Here is a 16,220-nt window from a genome sequence, read left to right as displayed (position 1 = left end):
TGCCGTGAGATTCGGGGTGTTGTTCATTCATCTGAATGAGCGCCCACAGCGGTTCGCGTATTTCCCATCCGCGGCCATCCAGGTCACCGTGGGTTCAAATCCCACACCCATCGCAGGTGAACGGCGCCTAGAAAGCGCCGATCCGTAGCCCTAGCGAGATCGGTCAGCGATGGCCATTCCCGGTCGTTGTACGGCCCGGGCGGCGCGCTACCGGCCGAATAGGGCTGCTGCGGTTGCGGTACTGCACTGCTGTACCGCAGGATCCCGGCGGGGGTGACTATGGAACGGCATCTGTTGGTGCGGCTGCTGGCCGGTGACGACGAGGCGTCCGAGGCTGCCCTGGCTGCCCTCCTCAACGGCGCTACCCACGTTGTGTGGGACGGGACCCTTCCTGCGGAGCGGCATGCCCAGGTCTTTAAGATCCGACTTCGGAACATGCGGCGGCAGGGCATCGAGACTCTAGGGCTGGAACGAGCGGTGCAGCTCCTCCGCCAGCATGACCAACCGGTGCGCCTCGGACAGATCACAGCTGCCGATCGGGCATGGATCTTCACCTTCTTCCTCACCACAGACGGCGGCGCACTGGTGGCCTGCATGGGCGTACGGCAGGCAGGCGAGGAATCACCGCTTTAGGAGCGAGGTGGGGCGAGTTGGGCTCTGACTTGCGGCAGGACGACTTCGACGGATGCTGGCTGCTGCCCCTGCCAGCCACCGGATTTCCCCCTGACTCCCGCCCGATCTGGCGCGGTTGTGGCACGTGCATCAGATCCGCAGCTCTAGCGGGACCCGTAAGCAAGGTCATCCGGTCGCTTCGAGGCCCTGGTGGGACGCTAACGGATGGACGCTGTTGCCGTGGTTGCTGTGCGACGTTGCTGTTAGGCGCTTCGCGGCTGCATCAGGAACGTGTCCCCACACTTCGTTTCGTTCGCGGGTCGAATCAGTTTTCGATAGGCGCCAGCCTTTATCGATCAAAGCGCATGGGTACGGTCTCGCCCGCACACTCGGAGCTCGTCGCTTCATGGCGGTGAATCGTGACCTCTGTTAATCCGTCCCCTCCAGGCCCGCCTATCCCAACTCCTTCAGGGCCTCCGTCGAATCCGACTCCTACGCCTCCAGGCGGATCTCCCCCCAACCCAGACCCGGCACCCACGCCAGCTGGGGGCTCGTCACTGTTCCAGTGGTGCACACTGGCTGCGCATTTCGCCCTAGTGATACTCACGCTCGTTACTTTGTTTTTTCTAGGTAGGCAAACTGAATCTAATGCGCGACAGGCGGACGAGGCGGCGCGACAATCGAAAGAGGCAGAGAAGCAGACTGCGAATGCTCGCGTTGATGGAGTCTATCAGCGACTCTTGGAGTGGGATCAATTCTTAGCGTCAGGCGAAAATTCCACCCTGGCGCACCATTTGAATAGCGGGATTTCACTGAATGAAATCACTAATTGGAAAGAAAGGGTACAGGTAGAGGCTGCCTTGCTGAGAAAGCTCAACTTCCTCGACTATGCGTACATCACCCTCCAGGAACTCATTGAATGCAGACCTAATGACGGGACCTTCGCACTAAAAGGCTACAGCGAAGCCGATTCCTGTGACGACTGGGCCAGCTGGAGCGAATCATTCTATGCGGACTTTTCAGATGGCAGACTATGTGATCTGCTGAATGTAAATGAGGCGCAATACGGAACAAGGTTCGTCGCAGCGGTGCGTGATATAGGGAGATGCTCGGGGGGCGCTTAGTGCATGAAAAAATGCACCCCGTCGGCATCGGGCTAACAGGAATTGAATCAGCGGCTACATCCTTATCAGGTCGATCGGGTGTCACTCCCTGCCCTGTTCTATGGCAGGAAGCTCGCGGTCGATGAACCGTAGAGGTCCGCCGCGATCCGCCTCAGTTTGCTGCTGTTGGTGTGAGCGACTGATGTCGTCGGAAAACGGGGACTTTACGCGATCAGCCTTGCGTGCTTAGCCGATCACGCTGCCCGGCAGCCGAGTCAAGGCTCGATCTCCAGGGGTTTCATACTCGTGCGCTCGATCGTTGATCCACTCAGCCCATGTGGGGTCATCGAGCAGTACCCCAGCGTCTGGCAGTCCCGCCCGCCTGAGGAACTCCAGTAGATCCGTATCGGCGTGCGCAAGGCCGATGATCTGATCGCGCACCGTGACCCGTCTGCCCCCTGGCGGGCTGATCCGGTGCACGACTATCGGCGGGTGGCTCATGCCTCCAGGCTGCGACGGCTCGCCGGTCACAGCACGCCAAGCTCTCGATCGGGGCGACTATCGTGCAGGGCTCGACATGCTCGGTCAGCGCCCGGAGCGCTTCCTCTCGGCTGGCCGGCCGTGAGCGAGCGCCGCGCATGGTGCAGGTACCTACATGGACGCGGCACGGCAGGCGACCGACTCCGATGCCGTACTCGATCAGCCAGTCTGGTGGAGGCGGCGGGACATGGGCGGCACGGTGCGCTCGGTCCTCCTCTTGCTGGAGCCAGCGCCGTGTCAGGTCGAGCTGCTGGAGCTGGACACGTTCGAGGAAGCGGAGAAGCTCCAGTCCACGTGCGGACACCTACGAACGCCCAGTCCGTGCCACCTGTAGTCCCACAGGCCGGACCCCGGTGCGGGACTGCCGGTCATGCTCACCCGCAGCGGGGCTCGCCTGGCAGAGCCGATCCCTACGCCGCGCTGGCACTGGTTGGATCATCACCGTCGTCGAGGAAGGGCCTTGCAGCCTCGGCGAATAGTCGGCTCGCTTCATGGATGCGCGGGCCTTCGTCCTTGATCCGATGTTGGGCAGACGGCTCTAGGGACCAGTCCATGGCCACCTCTACGACGTGATCGCAACGCCGGAGTAACTCCTCCGCTCGGCCGGCTACGAGGTCGGGGCCGTGGAGTTCGATTACAGCGCAAATGTGCTGCATCCGCCCCAAGATCGGATCGAGCATGTCGCACTTTCGCCCCCTGAGATCCCAGACGTTCCGCCTGCGAATACGCCAGCGCAAGGCAGTGATTGGATGGCGCAAGGTCAGGCGGATTCCGAACCCAATGAGTCTTCTGTCGCTGAACGCTTGCCAGCTACTCGGGCAGGCTTCACCCCTGCCCGCAATGTGTCCGAGTGGCCCCCTGGTCTTGCTCGACGCGGGTCCCGAATCGGGGAGTGGGGGTAAAGCCGTGGAGCCGTCCGTCCCCACCCCCGGCCTGGTTCTTTCGCCCCTTTGTGGGCGCGGGCGGGCGACCCGCCGCGCCCCCGGTGGCGTAGACAGTTCGGGGAGCGGGGCGGCGGGCGCCCGGCTGGCGCCGCCGCGCTGTGCGCGGCACCCTCTGACCTCTGATCAGACTGCTACCGCAGTTCAGGAGGTCGGGAATGCAGACGCCCGAGCGTCCAATGTGGTGTTCTCCCGTGCGTCCGCCTCTTCCCCGGGCGCGGTACTCCTAGTGTCCGTGCTGTCTTCTGGGGCCACTCGGCCACATGGCAGGCATGGCGCACGTCCGACCGGTGTGGCTGGTCTGCGATGGGACCCGGGTCGGGCAGCGAGCGCAGCGAGCCTTGATAGACGTAGGGAAACTCTGTCCGCGTGACCTCTCAAGGTGATTGTCCGGTCCCGTTGGATGCTTGACACTTCGATCCCAGCTGATGGTTGACGGTGGCCGTGATCGGCTTTGCTGTGCCCGTTGATCAGCTTGCCGCCGTCGAAGCCGCGGCTGTCGGAGCCGACGACGGCGTCCGCCTTGACCGACTGCGAGTCGATCAACCCGGCCGATGGCTCCGCATCCCGCCCCAGCCTCTCGCGGATCCTCGCGCGCAGCCGGTCGTGGAACTCCCTGACCAGCGCCTGATCGCGCCAGCGACGGAACAACGCATAAAACCGATCCCACGGCGGGAAGTCCCCGGGCATGGCCCGCCACTTGATGCCGTTGTCCACCAGGTAGTGGATCGCATCCAGCATCGCCCGGTGGCAGTACGCCTCCGGCTGCCCGCCCCGGCCGCGCAACCAGCCCGGCACCGGCAGCAGCGGCCGGAACACGGCCCACTCCGCGTCCGTCATGTCCGAGGGATACCGCCGAACACGTTCCGGGTGATCGGCCGCATTCCCGAACCGGTGAGCGACACAATCACACGACGGTGCAACCGAGTTGAACTCCACCGGCGCGAGCACGTACAACTTGCGGCAACAGGGTCTCCTGGATCTCGGTTGGCTTCGCAACCCCGAGCTATCAAGAGGCCCTGCCTTCATGCCCGCAGCGGGCGGCAACCACCCGATCGAGACTCTCGTTCGACGCACACCCCTCAAGATCGGAACGACAACAGCTACTTACGGGGAAGTGGTTCCCTGCTCGCAGATGACCGTGACGCCGATGTCCAGGGTTCCGGCGCCCAGGGCTGAGCGAACGTGGCCCTGCCAGCCCAGTCCGTCAGCCGTAGGCCCGTCGAATGCGGCCGACGGAATGGGCAGGTCTACGGTCGAGTCCTTCCAGCCGCCGCCGGTCGCCACGTAGCCCTCCGGGCACTCGGCCACGGGGACGTAGCTGTAGATGTTGTTCGGACCCTCGGTGCCAACAATCGTGGGCGACGTGTCGGTGGCGGTCACTCGAACGACCGCGACCGCGCCGTGGGTCGGGTTCCACTGGAGATGCGTTTGACTCCCGGTGCAGCGAGCGCCCGCGTCGTAGTTGATAATGTAAACGGAACGAAATGCACCGCTGCTGGGCGTGCAAGCGTGGATCGTACCGCCTGTGTTTGGTACGGATGCCATGGCGGTATATGCGCCAAACCCACCCGCCAGCATCAGGGCTGCGAACGTGCCACCGATGATTTCCTTACGGTTCACAGGAAGTACTCCACTCAGTTGAATGAAACCATGTGTCGAAATCTATCGACCGGCCCGTTCACCGACGTTGTTTTCCGCCGCGAGTTGCCGCTGCGGCTCTTGCTCGTGCCGCGCCAGACGCCTGCTAAGACTGTGTCCTCACGTTGGCTCGCAGGTACTCGTCAGGCACGTTAAATGGCGCATGCGTTGCCTCATGTGCCACATAGCGAGCGGCCCTGAGCCGCGCACTCCACGAGTCGGCGGCCTGGTCGAGAAGCGCGGGGCGCTCGTTGAACCTCCCCACTCCCTTGAGGGCGGAGCGAGTGAGGCGACGAGTAGCACTGGCCGAAACCAAAGACCTCATCAAGGGGCCAACTCATCTGCTGGCGTTGGGGACTTCGGTCCTCCAACTGTCACGTCTACTGACAGTGCCTCATCTGGCTGCGGGTACCTTGGGTGGCTAAGGCGTCCCGGCCGCTCTCCGACCTCGGGGACCCCGTTGTCGGGCGGGCAGTGCTTGATTCGTTAAAGATCAAATTGGACGGTACCGCAGCGGCTGCCGAGACTGTGCGCCGAAAGCGTCGGACTCTCGTCAATGCCGTGCACTACGCGGTTGACCTGGGGGAGTTTCGGGAGAATCCGCTGTCTGCGGTGCGCTGGCAGAAGCCCAAGGTGTCCAGCGAAGTGGACCCTCGGGTTGTTGCCAATCCTGAGCAGGCGCGATCTCTGCTGCACGCCGTTTCGTACGTCGGTGGCTATCGCAGGGCTCGTGGTCGACGCCTCGTCGGCCTGTTCGCCGGGATGTACTTCGGCGGGTTTCGCCCTGCCGAGGTGGTGGGCCTGGCGGAGTCTGATCTTGCGTTGCCTGAGTCCGGTTGGGGCACCGCGCTGCTGCATCGCACCCGACCTAGCGCTGGCAAGCAGTGGACCGACCGACTCCGGGGAGAGTCACGACGACCGCGGGCTGAAGAACCGTCCGGCCGAGGACGTACGGCGCGCTCCGATTCCGCCTTAGCTCGTGGCGCTTCTTCGCGAACAGGTGGAGACCTTCGGCACGGCCGCTGATGGACGGCTGTTCTTCAGCGAAGGCGGGGGAGTGGTTGCCTCATCCACGTACTACCGGGCCTGGCAGGAAGCCCGGACGTTGGCTCTCCCGCCGGCCGGGGTGGCTTCGCCGCTGGCCAAGCGTCCGTACGAGCTGCGGCACTCCGCGCTCTCCACTTGGCTCAACGCAGGCGTGGACCCGACCGAGGTTGCGGAGCGCGCGGGCGACAGTGTTGAGGTGCTGCTCAGTCGGTACGCAAAGTGCCTCGACGGCCGTCAGGAGGTCGCCAATCGCCGTATCGAGGATCTGTTACGTGAGTACGAGTGACACACCCACTGCGGTATGTCCCGAGGCCCCTGGATCTGTCCGGGGGCCTTCGCCATGTCGCAAACCGACCTCGTTGCCGTCGGCGCTCCGGTCAAAACCTTGGTTCGTGCTGGCGAGCTGGCAACTGCTTGAGGAGTATTGCTCATCGCTCGTATCACTCGTCCGGCGTGCTTCTAAATGCGCATTACGCGCATGGTGCTCAGAATTGATCGACGATGTTTTGTGTCTCCTTCATAGGGGTGAAAGACCATGCCGACGTATGTCTCGTTGCTGAACTGGACCGATCAGGGGGTCCGGGGCTACAAGGACACCTCGCAGCGCGCCGAGGCCTTCGCCGCGGGGGCACAGAAGCTGGGGGTGAAGATCCTTAACCTCTTCTGGACCGTCGGTCCGTACGACATCGTGGCCGTCGTCGAGGCGCCCGATGACGAGACCGCCACTGCGGTGCTCCTGCAGGTCTCCGGGTTGGGCAACGTCCGCTCCACCACACTGCGGGCCTTCGGCCAGGAGGAGATGGACCGCATCATCGCCAAAGCCACGGGCTGAGGCCTTTCAGATCGAGGACCTGTTTCCAGAGGACGAGTGATCCGCCCAGGGCGGGACACTCCGAAGCCCCTGGATCTGTCCCCGGGGCCACTATGTCGCGGGCCGACCTGCGCGGATGACCCGCTTTCCTGTCCACGAATAGTCCACGGACGCCGACATACGGCGGCTTTGAGTGGCATACGGCTGCACATACGCGAAGACCCCGTTCTCAGCTAAAGCGCTGATGGCGGGGTCTTTGGGCACCTCATAAAGGGTGCCCCCGGCAGGATTCGAACCTGCGCACACGGCTCCGGAGGCCGTTGCTCTATCCCCTGAGCTACGGGGGCGTTCCGCCGCGTTTCGGCGGCGACGGGTAGAACCCTACCAGCTCACACACGGTCCCCGTGAACAGGTATTTCCACCTTCCCGAGCCGCGCCGCGAGCCACGCCCCGAGCCGCCGCGCGGCCTCCCTCGCGGCGTCCGCGCGGGGTAGAAGTCGGCAAAACCCGGACGCGGCCCTGCCCGCAGACCTACTCTCGAGTTGTGTCAGGGGCGTCCGGCCGTGTGCTCGTTGTCGACGACAACCGGGTCATCCGGCAGTTGATCAGGGTCAATCTCGAGCTGGAGGGCTTCGAGGTCGTGACCGCGGCCGATGGTGCCGAGTGCCTGGAGGTCGTACATCGCGTCTGTCCCGATGTCGTCACCCTCGATGTGGTCATGCCGCGTCTCGACGGGCTGCGCACCGCCGCGCGGCTGCGGGATGATCCGCGGACCCGGCATCTGCCCGTCGCGATCATCAGTGCGTGCACGCAGTACGAGGTGGAGAGCGGCCTCGCCGCCGGTGTCGATGCCTTTCTCGCCAAGCCCTTCGAGCCCGCCGAGCTGGTCCGGCTCGTACGGCAGTTGATGCATCGGGAGGGCCCGCCGTCCGTCGACGGCAGGCATGGTGCCGGGCGGGCGGAAAGCGCACGGGGCTGACCGCATCGCGAAACCGGTTCGCGAAGGGCCCCCCTCCCTCCCATACGCTTGTCCCGTGACCCCCGCCGAGCTCTCTCGTACCGTGCTGCACGCCGTGTGCCGCGCGGTCCAGGACGGTGTGCTGCATGCGCCCGTGCCCGAGAGCGTCAGTGTCGAGCGGCCGCGGCCGGGGGGCCGGGGGGACTACGCCACCAATGTCGCCCTGCGGCTCGCCGGCCCGGCGCGGCAGCAACCGCGCGCCATTGCCGAGGAGCTGCGGCGGCGGATGGCGCACAGCCCCGGGATCGCCCGCGTTGAGATCACCGGACCGGGGTTTCTGAACTTCACCCTCGACGCAGGCGTCCAGCAAGCCCTCGTACGGCAGGTGCTGGAGCGGGGCATCGCCTACGGGCACGGGGACTGGGCCGCCGGCCGCTCCGTACGCCTCCGGCCCGCCGACGAGCTCCGCGCCCGCGTCTGGGCCGAGACCGTCCTGGGGCTCCTGCGCACCCAGGGTGCCGACGTCACACACGGCGACCCCGAAACCCTGCATGTCGTGCCCGCCCCCGCCCAGGACCTTCTCGAGCGGCTCGGTCCCGATGCCGCCCGTTGGGCCCTGCTCTCGGTTGCCGCGCACGACCGGCCGCCGGCGGGGCCCGACCTCCTTCTGCAGCACGAGCGCAATCCGCTCTTCCGGGTCCGGTACGCCCACTCCCGTACGAGGGCCCTCACCCGCAATGCCGAAGAGCTCGGGTTCGCCGGCGACCCGCAGCAGCACGTCGACGCCCCCGCTCTCACCACCGCCATCGGCGACCACCCCGCCGTCCTCGCCTCCGCCGCACGCCTGCGCGCGCCCGATCGGCTCGCCCGGCATCTGGAGAGCACCGCCGACGCCCTTCTCGCCTTCCAGCCATACGTCCTGCCGTTCGGCGACGAGAAACCCATGGCCGCCCACCGTTCCCGGCTCGCGCTCGCCGAAGCCGCCGGGACGGTGCTCGCCGGTGGCCTGTCCCTGCTCGGCATCAGCGCCCCTGACTACCTGTGAGAGAAGAATGAGCCGTTCCGCACACCCCGCCGGGCCCCGCCACGCAGACGTCCTGCCCGAAGGTCACTACACCGCCCCGCCCGCCGACCTCAATGTCCTCGACGAGAAGGTCTGGGCCCGCACGGTCGGCCGCAACGACGACGGCGTCGTCACCGTCGGCGGCATCGAAGTGACGCGGCTCGCAGAGGAGTTCGGCACCCCCGCCTACTTCCTCGACGAGGCCGACTTCCGTGCCCGCTGCCGTGCCTGGGCCGATGCCTTCGGCAAGGACGCCGACGTCTTCTATGCGGGGAAGGCCTTCCTGTCGCGGGCCGTCGTGCGGTGGCTCAAGGAGGAGGGGCTCAACCTGGACGTGTGTTCCGGGGGCGAGCTCACCACCGCTCTCGACGCCGGCATGCCCGCCGACCGCATCGCCTTCCACGGCAACAACAAGTCCCAGGAAGAGATCGACCGGGCCGTCGAGGCCGGCGTCGGGCGCATCGTCGTCGACTCCTTCCAGGAGATCGTCCGCGTCGCCCACACCGCCCAGCGGCTCGGTACGCGCCAGCGCGTGCAGATCCGGGTGACCGTGGGAGTGGAGGCGCACACCCACGAATTCATCGCCACCGCGCACGAGGACCAGAAGTTCGGCATCCCGCTCGCGGGCGGTCAGGCCGCCGAGGCCGTACGCCGCGCCCTCAGGCTCGACGGCATCGAGCTCATCGGCATCCACTCCCACATCGGCTCGCAGATCTTCGACACCTCCGGCTTCGAGGTGGCCGCCCACCGCGTCGTCCGCCTCCTCGCCGAGATCCGCGACGAGCACGGCATCGAGCTGCCCGAGATCGACCTCGGCGGTGGTCTCGGTATCGCGTACACCTCCGACGACGACCCGCGCGAGCCGCACGACATCGCCAAGGCGCTGGGCGAGATCGTCACTCGTGAGTGTGAGGCCGCCAGGCTGCGTACGCCCCGGATCTCCGTCGAGCCGGGCCGCGCGATCGTCGGGCCCACGGCCTTCACCCTGTACGAGGTCGGCACCATCAAGCCGCTCGAGGGTCTGCGTACTTACGTCAGTGTCGACGGCGGCATGTCCGACAACATCCGCACCGCGCTGTACGACGCCGAGTACAGCGTCGCCCTGGTGTCGCGGACGTCCACCGCCGGGCCGATGCTCGCCCGTGTGGTCGGCAAGCACTGCGAGAGCGGCGACATCGTGGTCAAGGACGCGTTCCTGCCCGCCGACCTCGCGCCGGGTGATCTGATCGCCGTGCCCGCGACCGGCGCGTACTGCCGCTCCATGGCCAGCAACTACAACCACGCACTGCGCCCGCCCGTCGTCGCCGTGAACGACGGCGAGGCGCGGGTGATCGTCCGGCGTGAGACGGAGGAAGATCTCCTGCGTCTTGACGTCGGATAGTTGAGATAGATGTCTCGCATGCCGGACGGGGGATAGAAACTTCCGTCCGGTGAGTGAGACTGGTCCACACCGTAGAGGTAATGAGAAGCGAGGTCGGATGATGCGTACGCGTCCGCTGAAGGTGGCGCTGCTGGGCTGTGGAGTGGTCGGCTCAGAGGTGGCGCGCATCATGACGACGCACGCCGAGGACCTCGCGGCCCGTATCGGCGCCCCCGTCGAGCTCGCCGGTGTCGCCGTCCGCCGCCCCTCCAAGGTGCGCGAAGGCATCGACCCGGGCCTCATCACCACGGATGCGACCGCCCTCGTCAAACGCGGCGACATCGACGTCGTCATCGAGGTCATCGGCGGCATCGAGCCCGCTCGCACCCTCATCACCACCGCCTTCGAGCACGGCGCTTCGGTCGTCTCCGCCAACAAGGCGCTGCTCGCCGAGGACGGCGCGACGCTCTACGCCGCCGCCGAGGAACATGACAAGGACCTCTACTTCGAGGCCGCGGTCGCCGGTGCGATTCCGCTGATCAGGCCGCTGCGCGAGTCCCTGGCCGGCGACAAGGTCAACCGGGTGCTCGGAATCGTCAACGGCACGACGAACTTCATCCTCGACAAGATGGACAGCTCCGGGGCCGGGTACTCCGAGGCCCTGGACGAGGCCACCGCCCTCGGATACGCGGAAGCCGACCCGACCGCCGACGTCGAGGGCTTCGACGCCGCCGCCAAGGCCGCCATCCTCGCCGGGATCGCCTTCCACACCCGCGTACGCCTCGACGACGTCTACCGCGAGGGCCTGACCGACGTCAGCGCCGCCGACATCGCCTCCGCCAAGCGCATGGGCTGCACCGTCAAGCTCCTCGCCATCTGCGAGCGCGCGGCCGACGGGCAGTCCGTCACGGCCCGCGTGCACCCCGCGATGATCCCGCTCAGCCACCCGCTCGCCTCCGTCCGCGAGGCGTACAACGCCGTCTTCGTCGAGGCCGAGGCCGCCGGGCAGCTGATGTTCTACGGTCCCGGCGCGGGCGGCTCGCCGACCGCGTCCGCGGTACTCGGCGACCTCGTCGCCGTATGCCGCAACAGGCTCGCCGAGTCCACCGGACCGGGCGAGTCCGCGTACACCCAGCTGCCCGTGAGCCCCATGGGCGACGTGGTGACGCGGTACCACATCAGTCTCGACGTGGCCGACAAGCCGGGCGTGCTCGCCCAGGTCGCGACGGTCTTCGCCGAGCACGGCGTGTCCATCGACACGGTCCGTCAGCAAGGTCGACAGGACGGAAACGGCGAGGCCTCCCTCGTCGTCGTCACCCACCGCGCGCCCGACGCCGCCCTTTCCGGGACCGTCGAGGCGCTGCGCAAGCTCGACACCGTGCGCGGTGTCGCCAGCATCATGCGTGTTGAAGGGGAGTAAGGGACCCATGACGACCAACGGCACCCACCAGTGGCGCGGCATCATCGAGGAGTACCGGGACCGACTCCCGGTGACGGACACGACGCCGGTCGTCACGCTCGGTGAGGGTGGCACGCCGCTCGTCCCGGCGAATGTCCTCTCCGAGCGCACGGGCTGCGAGGTGCACCTCAAGGTCGAGGGCGCCAACCCCACCGGGTCCTTCAAGGACCGCGGCATGACCATGGCCATCACCAAGGCCAAGGAGGAGGGCGCGCAGGCGGTCATCTGCGCCTCCACCGGCAACACGTCCGCGTCGGCCGCCGCATATGCCGTACGGGCGGGAATGGTCTGTGCGGTCCTCGTGCCGCAGGGCAAGATCGCGCTGGGCAAAATGGGCCAGGCGCTGGTGTACGGCTCGCGCATCCTTCAGGTCGACGGAAACTTCGACGACTGCCTGAATCTCGCTCGCGCTCTGTCCGACAACTACCCTGTGGCGCTGGTCAATTCGGTCAATCCGTTCCGTATCGAGGGCCAGAAGACCGCCTCGTTCGAAATCGTCGACGCGCTCGGTGACGCCCCCGACATCCATGTGCTGCCCGTCGGCAACGCCGGCAACATCACGGCGTACTGGAAGGGGTACAAGGAGTACGCCGCGGACAAGATGTCCACGCACACTCCCCGGATGTGGGGCTTCCAGGCCTCCGGCTCGGCCCCGATCGTGCGCGGCGAAGTGGTCAAGGACCCCTCGACGATCGCTACGGCGATCCGGATCGGCAACCCCGCCTCGTGGCAGCAGGCGCTCGCCGCGCGCGAGGAGTCGGGCGGTTTCATCGACGAGGTGACGGACCGTGAGATCCTGCGCGCCTACCGGCTGTTGGCCTCGCAGGAGGGCGTCTTCGTCGAGCCTGCGTCCGCCGCGTCGGTCGCCGGTCTGCTGAAGGCGGCCGAGCAGGGCAAGGTCGACCCGGGCCAGAAAATCGTCTGCACCGTCACCGGCAATGGCCTCAAGGACCCGGACTGGGCCGTCGCCGGAGCGCCCCAGCCGGTCACCGTGCCCGTCGACGCGGCAGCCGCCGCCCAGCGGCTCGGTCTGGCGTAAACCCGCACTCCGACGGGATGGCGTAAACCCGCCGTCCCGGAAGTGCCCGAAAGCCCCGGGGAAAGCAAGGCAAGCCGGACATCGGCGTACGTAGGGGCACAGGAGGCCTGCGACACGCATCGTGCGCCTCCTGTGCGCCCTATGTCGCCACTGAACCTTCCTTCGATACGCTGTACCGAACCCGCCCCGCCGCATATGCCGCGGTGTTGTTGCCATTGAGGCCCACGGGTGTTCGCACCTCTTGTTCACAGATCTCGAAAAAATCTCGTAGCCAGAACCAAGGAGTGTCATCGAGCGATGGCCGGTCCAGCGTTCCGCGCCGCCGCCGTCCGAGTGCGCGTCCCCGCCACCAGCGCCAATCTCGGCCCGGGCTTCGATGCCCTCGGCCTGTCCCTGGGGCTGTACGACGACGTCGTCGTACGGGTCGCGGACTCCGGTCTGCACATCGACATCGCGGGCGAAGGCGCATCATCGCTGCCCCGCGATGAGAGTCATCTGCTCGTACGCTCCCTGCGCACGGCCTTCGACCTGCTCGGCGGGCAGCCGCGCGGCCTCGAGGTCGTCTGCGCCAACCGCATCCCGCACGGGCGCGGACTGGGTTCGTCGTCGGCGGCCATCTGCGCCGGCATCGTCGCCGCCCGCGCGGTGACCATAGGGGGCGACGCCAAGCTCGACGACGCAGCACTGCTCGAGCTCGCCACCGAGATCGAGGGACACCCCGACAATGTCGCCGCGTGTCTGCTCGGCGGATTCACGCTCGCCTGGACCGACGGGGGAGTGGCGCGCGCCATCAGGATGGACCCGTCCGATTCCGTCGTTCCGGTGGTTTTCGTGCCCAGCAAGGCGGTGCTCACCGAGACCGCACGCGGGCTGCTCCCGCGCTCGGTCCCCCATGTGGACGCCGCCGCCAACGCGGGCCGGGCCGCCCTGCTGGTGGAGGCGCTGACCAGGCGTCCTGAGCTGCTGCTTCCCGCCACGGAGGACCGGCTCCACCAGGAATACCGGGCCCCGGCGATGCCGCAGAGCGTCGACCTTGTCAACCGACTGCGGGCCGACGGCGTCCCTGCAGTCATCTCCGGCGCGGGCCCCACGGTCCTTGCGCTGACCGAGGACGGTGTGGCCGACAAGGTCGCACGGCTGGCGGGCGAGGGCTGGGCGGCCAACCGGCTCGCCTTCGACGCCGCGGGAGCGAGCGTTCTGCCGCTCGCCCCGCAGTGACACGAGATTGCCGGTGAGGGAGAGGGGGAATGTTTGTTGGAGCCGGTAGTGTTAACCTCAAGTCTGCACCTGACGTCTTTGTGGCGCGGAGCTTCGTGTCCCCCTTCGGGACCAACATTCTTCCGGGAGCCTCCCCAACTGCCTGAGCAGCCTGCCTGAGCAGTTTCGAGCACGCTCCGGAACCGGCACGAAACCCTCGCTTTTCCAGGAGTGGGCCGAGCAGGGGGACCTCGGGCCGGACCTTGCACTGAATCTCTTTCCGCCGTTCTATCCGGCGGGACCACCGCCCCGGCATCGGTTCGCGATACGCAACCGCTGTCGGACAGCACAACCGGTCGCCGAGCCAGAAGGCCGACGTCCGCTCCAGGGAAGGACCCTTCGTGAGCGACACCACCGATCTGATGGGCGTGACTGCCGACAACAACGTCGACACCACCGCGCCCGCCGCAGGTGCTGCCTCTGGCACCACCTCACGGCGCCGCCGCTCCGGCACCGGCCTCGAGGGCATGGTCCTGGCCGAGCTGCAGCAGGTCGCGTCCGGCCTCGGCATCAGGGGCACCGCGCGTATGCGCAAGAGCCAGCTGATCGAGGTCATCAAGGAGGCGCAGGCAGGCGGCTCCGCGCCCAAGAGCGCCGAGGCGGGCACCGGCGAGGCCGAGACCAAGCCGAAGCGCCGTGCGACCTCCAAGGCGCGCACCGGCGATGCCGCCGCCGCTGAGAAGGCCGAGAAGGCCGTCGCCCAGCAGCAGATCGACATTCCGGGTCAGCCGGCCAGCGACGACCAGCCGGCCGGGGAGCGCCGCCGTCGTCGGGCCACCGCGCAGGCGGGCAGCCCGGACACCAAGGCCGAGGCCAAGGCCGAGACGGCTGTCGACGTCAAGGACGTACGGACCGAGGCGGAGCCCGAGGCCAAGGCCGAGGCCGCCACCGCCGTGTCCGCGCAGGAGGGCGCCGAGGGCCGACGCGACCGCCAGGACCGCCAGCGCGGCGAGCGTGGTGAGCGCGGGGGCGAGCGCGGACGTGACCGTCAGCGCGACCGCCAGCGCGGCAAGGGCGACGAGCAGCAGGGCGGCCAGCGCCAGCAGCGCCAGGGCGGCCAGCAGGGCGGCCAGGGCGCAGGCCCGCGTGTCGACGAGGACGACGACTTCGAGGGCGGCCGGCGCGGACGCCGTGGCCGCTACCGCGACCGCCGTGGCCGTCGTGGCCGCGACGACTTCGCGAGCGAGGTGCCGGTCTCCGAGGACGACGTCCTGATCCCCGTCGCGGGCATCCTGGACATCCTCGACAACTACGCGTTCATTCGTACTTCGGGCTACCTGCCCGGACCGAACGACGTGTACGTCTCGCTCGCCCAGGTCCGCAAGAACGGCCTGCGCAAGGGTGACCACGTCACCGGTGCCGTCCGTCAGCCCAAGGAGGGCGAGCGCCGCGAGAAGTTCAACGCGCTGGTCCGCCTCGACTCCGTCAACGGCATGGCGCCCGAATCCGGCCGCGGCCGCCCGGAGTTCCAGAAGCTGACCCCGCTCTACCCGCAGGACCGGCTGCGCCTCGAGTCCGACCCGGGTGTGCTCACGACCCGGATCATCGACCTCGTCGCGCCGATCGGAAAGGGCCAGCGAGGCCTGATCGTGGCTCCGCCGAAGACCGGCAAGACCATGATCCTGCAGGCGATCGCCAACGCGATCACGGTCAACAGCCCCGAGTGCCACCTGATGGTCGTCCTCGTCGACGAGCGTCCGGAAGAGGTCACCGACATGCAGCGGTCGGTGAAGGGCGAGGTCATCTCCTCGACCTTCGACCGCCCGGCCGAGGACCACACCACCGTCGCCGAGCTGGCCATCGAGCGCGCCAAGCGTCTGGTCGAGCTGGGCCACGACGTGGTCGTCCTGCTGGACTCGATCACCCGCCTGGGCCGTGCGTACAACCTCGCGGCCCCCGCCTCCGGACGCATCCTGTCCGGTGGTGTCGACTCGACCGCGCTCTACCCGCCGAAGCGCTTCTTCGGCGCCGCGCGCAACATCGAGGACGGCGGCTCGCTGACCATCCTGGCCACCGCGCTGGTCGACACCGGCTCGCGGATGGACGAGGTGATCTTCGAGGAGTTCAAGGGCACCGGCAACATGGAGCTCAAGCTCGACCGGAAGCTCTCGGACAAGCGCATCTTCCCGGCGGTGGACGTGGACGCGTCCAGCACCCGTAAGGAAGAGATCCTGCTCGGCAGCGACGAGCTCGCGATCACCTGGAAGCTGCGCCGCGTGCTGCACGCGCTCGACCAGCAGCAGGCGATCGAGCTGCTGCTCGACAAGATGAAGCAGACGAAGTCGAACGCCGAGTTCCTGCTGCAGATCCAGAAGACGACCCCGTCCGCCGGCAACGGCAGCGACTGACATCGTCCTCGTTCAACAGACCGCCCCGTCACCCAGGTGAC

At 67.3% G+C, this 16,220-nt stretch carries 13 protein-coding genes, 1 tRNA gene and 1 pseudogene; 11 read left to right on the top strand and 4 right to left on the bottom strand.

Going from position 1 to position 16,220, the window contains the following annotated elements:
• The first annotated feature begins 279 nt into the window (after nt 1–279).
• Both OHA61_RS11670 and OHA61_RS11665 read left to right on the top strand, forming a co-directional pair.
• Complete coding sequence (locus OHA61_RS11670) at nt 280–633, top strand: hypothetical protein (protein ID WP_406303016.1); 354 nt, start codon at nt 280–282, stop codon at nt 631–633.
• Nucleotides 634–1,208: 575 nt separating this feature from the next.
• Complete coding sequence (locus OHA61_RS11665; RefSeq protein ID WP_406303015.1) at nt 1,209–1,736, top strand: hypothetical protein; 528 nt, start codon at nt 1,209–1,211, stop codon at nt 1,734–1,736.
• 322 nt (nt 1,737–2,058) lie between these two features.
• Here OHA61_RS11665 and OHA61_RS11660 read toward each other — a convergent pair whose 3' ends face one another.
• From OHA61_RS11660 to OHA61_RS11650, 3 genes are all read right to left on the bottom strand, one after another.
• Nucleotides 2,059–2,559: a DUF6233 domain-containing protein gene (locus OHA61_RS11660; protein ID WP_406303014.1), complete on the bottom strand. Its 501-nt coding sequence runs from the start codon at nt 2,557–2,559 to the stop codon at nt 2,059–2,061.
• A gap of 781 nt (nt 2,560–3,340) precedes the next feature.
• Nucleotides 3,341–4,036 carry a transposase gene (locus OHA61_RS11655; protein WP_406303013.1) on the bottom strand — a complete coding sequence of 232 codons (696 nt, stop codon included), beginning with the start codon at nt 4,034–4,036 and terminating at the stop codon, nt 3,341–3,343.
• 267 nt (nt 4,037–4,303) lie between these two features.
• Nucleotides 4,304–4,819, bottom strand: coding sequence for a hypothetical protein (locus tag OHA61_RS11650; protein ID WP_406303012.1), 516 nt, complete (start codon nt 4,817–4,819; stop codon nt 4,304–4,306).
• Between the two features lie 432 nt (nt 4,820–5,251).
• Here OHA61_RS11650 and OHA61_RS11645 point away from each other — a divergent pair.
• Together OHA61_RS11645 and OHA61_RS11640 are read left to right on the top strand one after the other, a co-directional pair.
• Nucleotides 5,252–6,170: pseudogene (locus OHA61_RS11645) on the top strand (tyrosine-type recombinase/integrase); the annotation flags it as partial.
• A 249-nt stretch (nt 6,171–6,419) separates the two neighbouring features.
• A complete protein-coding gene (locus OHA61_RS11640; RefSeq protein ID WP_406303011.1) occupies nt 6,420–6,716 on the top strand; it encodes a GYD domain-containing protein in 297 nt (98 codons plus the stop codon).
• A gap of 254 nt (nt 6,717–6,970) precedes the next feature.
• On the opposite strand, the gene OHA61_RS11635 is transcribed toward OHA61_RS11640, so the two are convergent.
• A tRNA-Arg gene (locus OHA61_RS11635) sits at nt 6,971–7,042 on the bottom strand.
• Nucleotides 7,043–7,239: 197 nt separating this feature from the next.
• On the opposite strand from OHA61_RS11635, the gene OHA61_RS11630 reads away from it, so the two are divergent.
• The 7 genes from OHA61_RS11630 (at nt 7,240) to rho (ending at nt 16,179) form a co-directional block, all read left to right on the top strand.
• Nucleotides 7,240–7,674, top strand: coding sequence for a response regulator (locus OHA61_RS11630; RefSeq protein WP_324973445.1), 435 nt, complete (start codon nt 7,240–7,242; stop codon nt 7,672–7,674).
• Between the two features lie 55 nt (nt 7,675–7,729).
• Nucleotides 7,730–8,698, top strand: a complete 969-nt coding sequence (gene nrtL / locus OHA61_RS11625) for an ArgS-related anticodon-binding protein NrtL (protein ID WP_406303010.1) — start codon at nt 7,730–7,732, stop codon at nt 8,696–8,698.
• A gap of 7 nt (nt 8,699–8,705) precedes the next feature.
• Nucleotides 8,706–10,097 carry a diaminopimelate decarboxylase gene (gene lysA, locus OHA61_RS11620; protein ID WP_324973451.1) on the top strand — a complete coding sequence of 464 codons (1,392 nt, stop codon included), beginning with the start codon at nt 8,706–8,708 and terminating at the stop codon, nt 10,095–10,097.
• 97 nt (nt 10,098–10,194) lie between these two features.
• Complete coding sequence (locus OHA61_RS11615) at nt 10,195–11,496, top strand: homoserine dehydrogenase (RefSeq protein WP_406303009.1); 1,302 nt, start codon at nt 10,195–10,197, stop codon at nt 11,494–11,496.
• A gap of 7 nt (nt 11,497–11,503) precedes the next feature.
• Complete coding sequence (thrC, locus tag OHA61_RS11610; RefSeq protein ID WP_324973454.1) at nt 11,504–12,574, top strand: threonine synthase; 1,071 nt, start codon at nt 11,504–11,506, stop codon at nt 12,572–12,574.
• A gap of 297 nt (nt 12,575–12,871) precedes the next feature.
• Nucleotides 12,872–13,792, top strand: a complete 921-nt coding sequence (gene thrB, locus OHA61_RS11605) for a homoserine kinase (protein ID WP_406303008.1) — start codon at nt 12,872–12,874, stop codon at nt 13,790–13,792.
• A gap of 380 nt (nt 13,793–14,172) precedes the next feature.
• Nucleotides 14,173–16,179 (top strand): transcription termination factor Rho, encoded by a 2,007-nt coding sequence (gene rho / locus OHA61_RS11600; protein WP_406303007.1) that lies wholly within the window; start codon nt 14,173–14,175, stop codon nt 16,177–16,179.
• Nucleotides 16,180–16,220: the final 41 nt, after the last annotated feature.

This window comes from Streptomyces sp. NBC_00885, from assembly GCF_045207475.1.
In the GTDB taxonomy this organism is placed as follows: Bacteria; Actinomycetota; Actinomycetes; order Streptomycetales; family Streptomycetaceae; genus Streptomyces.
Note: the sequence above shows the minus strand (reverse complement) of the source record. Positions and strands in the feature narration are given on the sequence as shown.

Excerpts from the sequence above, each read along its gene's own strand:
- OHA61_RS11670 (WP_406303016.1), top strand. The coding sequence starts at position 280 with ATGGAACGGCATCTGTTGGTGCGGCTGCTGGCCGGTGACGACGAGGCG.
- OHA61_RS11655 (WP_406303013.1), bottom strand. The coding sequence starts at position 4,036 with ATGACGGACGCGGAGTGGGCCGTGTTCCGGCCGCTGCTGCCGGTGCCG.
- OHA61_RS11640 (WP_406303011.1), top strand. The coding sequence starts at position 6,420 with ATGCCGACGTATGTCTCGTTGCTGAACTGGACCGATCAGGGGGTCCGG.
- lysA (WP_324973451.1), top strand. The coding sequence starts at position 8,706 with ATGAGCCGTTCCGCACACCCCGCCGGGCCCCGCCACGCAGACGTCCTG.
- OHA61_RS11615 (WP_406303009.1), top strand. The coding sequence starts at position 10,195 with ATGATGCGTACGCGTCCGCTGAAGGTGGCGCTGCTGGGCTGTGGAGTG.
- thrC (WP_324973454.1), top strand. The coding sequence starts at position 11,504 with ATGACGACCAACGGCACCCACCAGTGGCGCGGCATCATCGAGGAGTAC.
- thrB (WP_406303008.1), top strand. The coding sequence starts at position 12,872 with ATGGCCGGTCCAGCGTTCCGCGCCGCCGCCGTCCGAGTGCGCGTCCCC.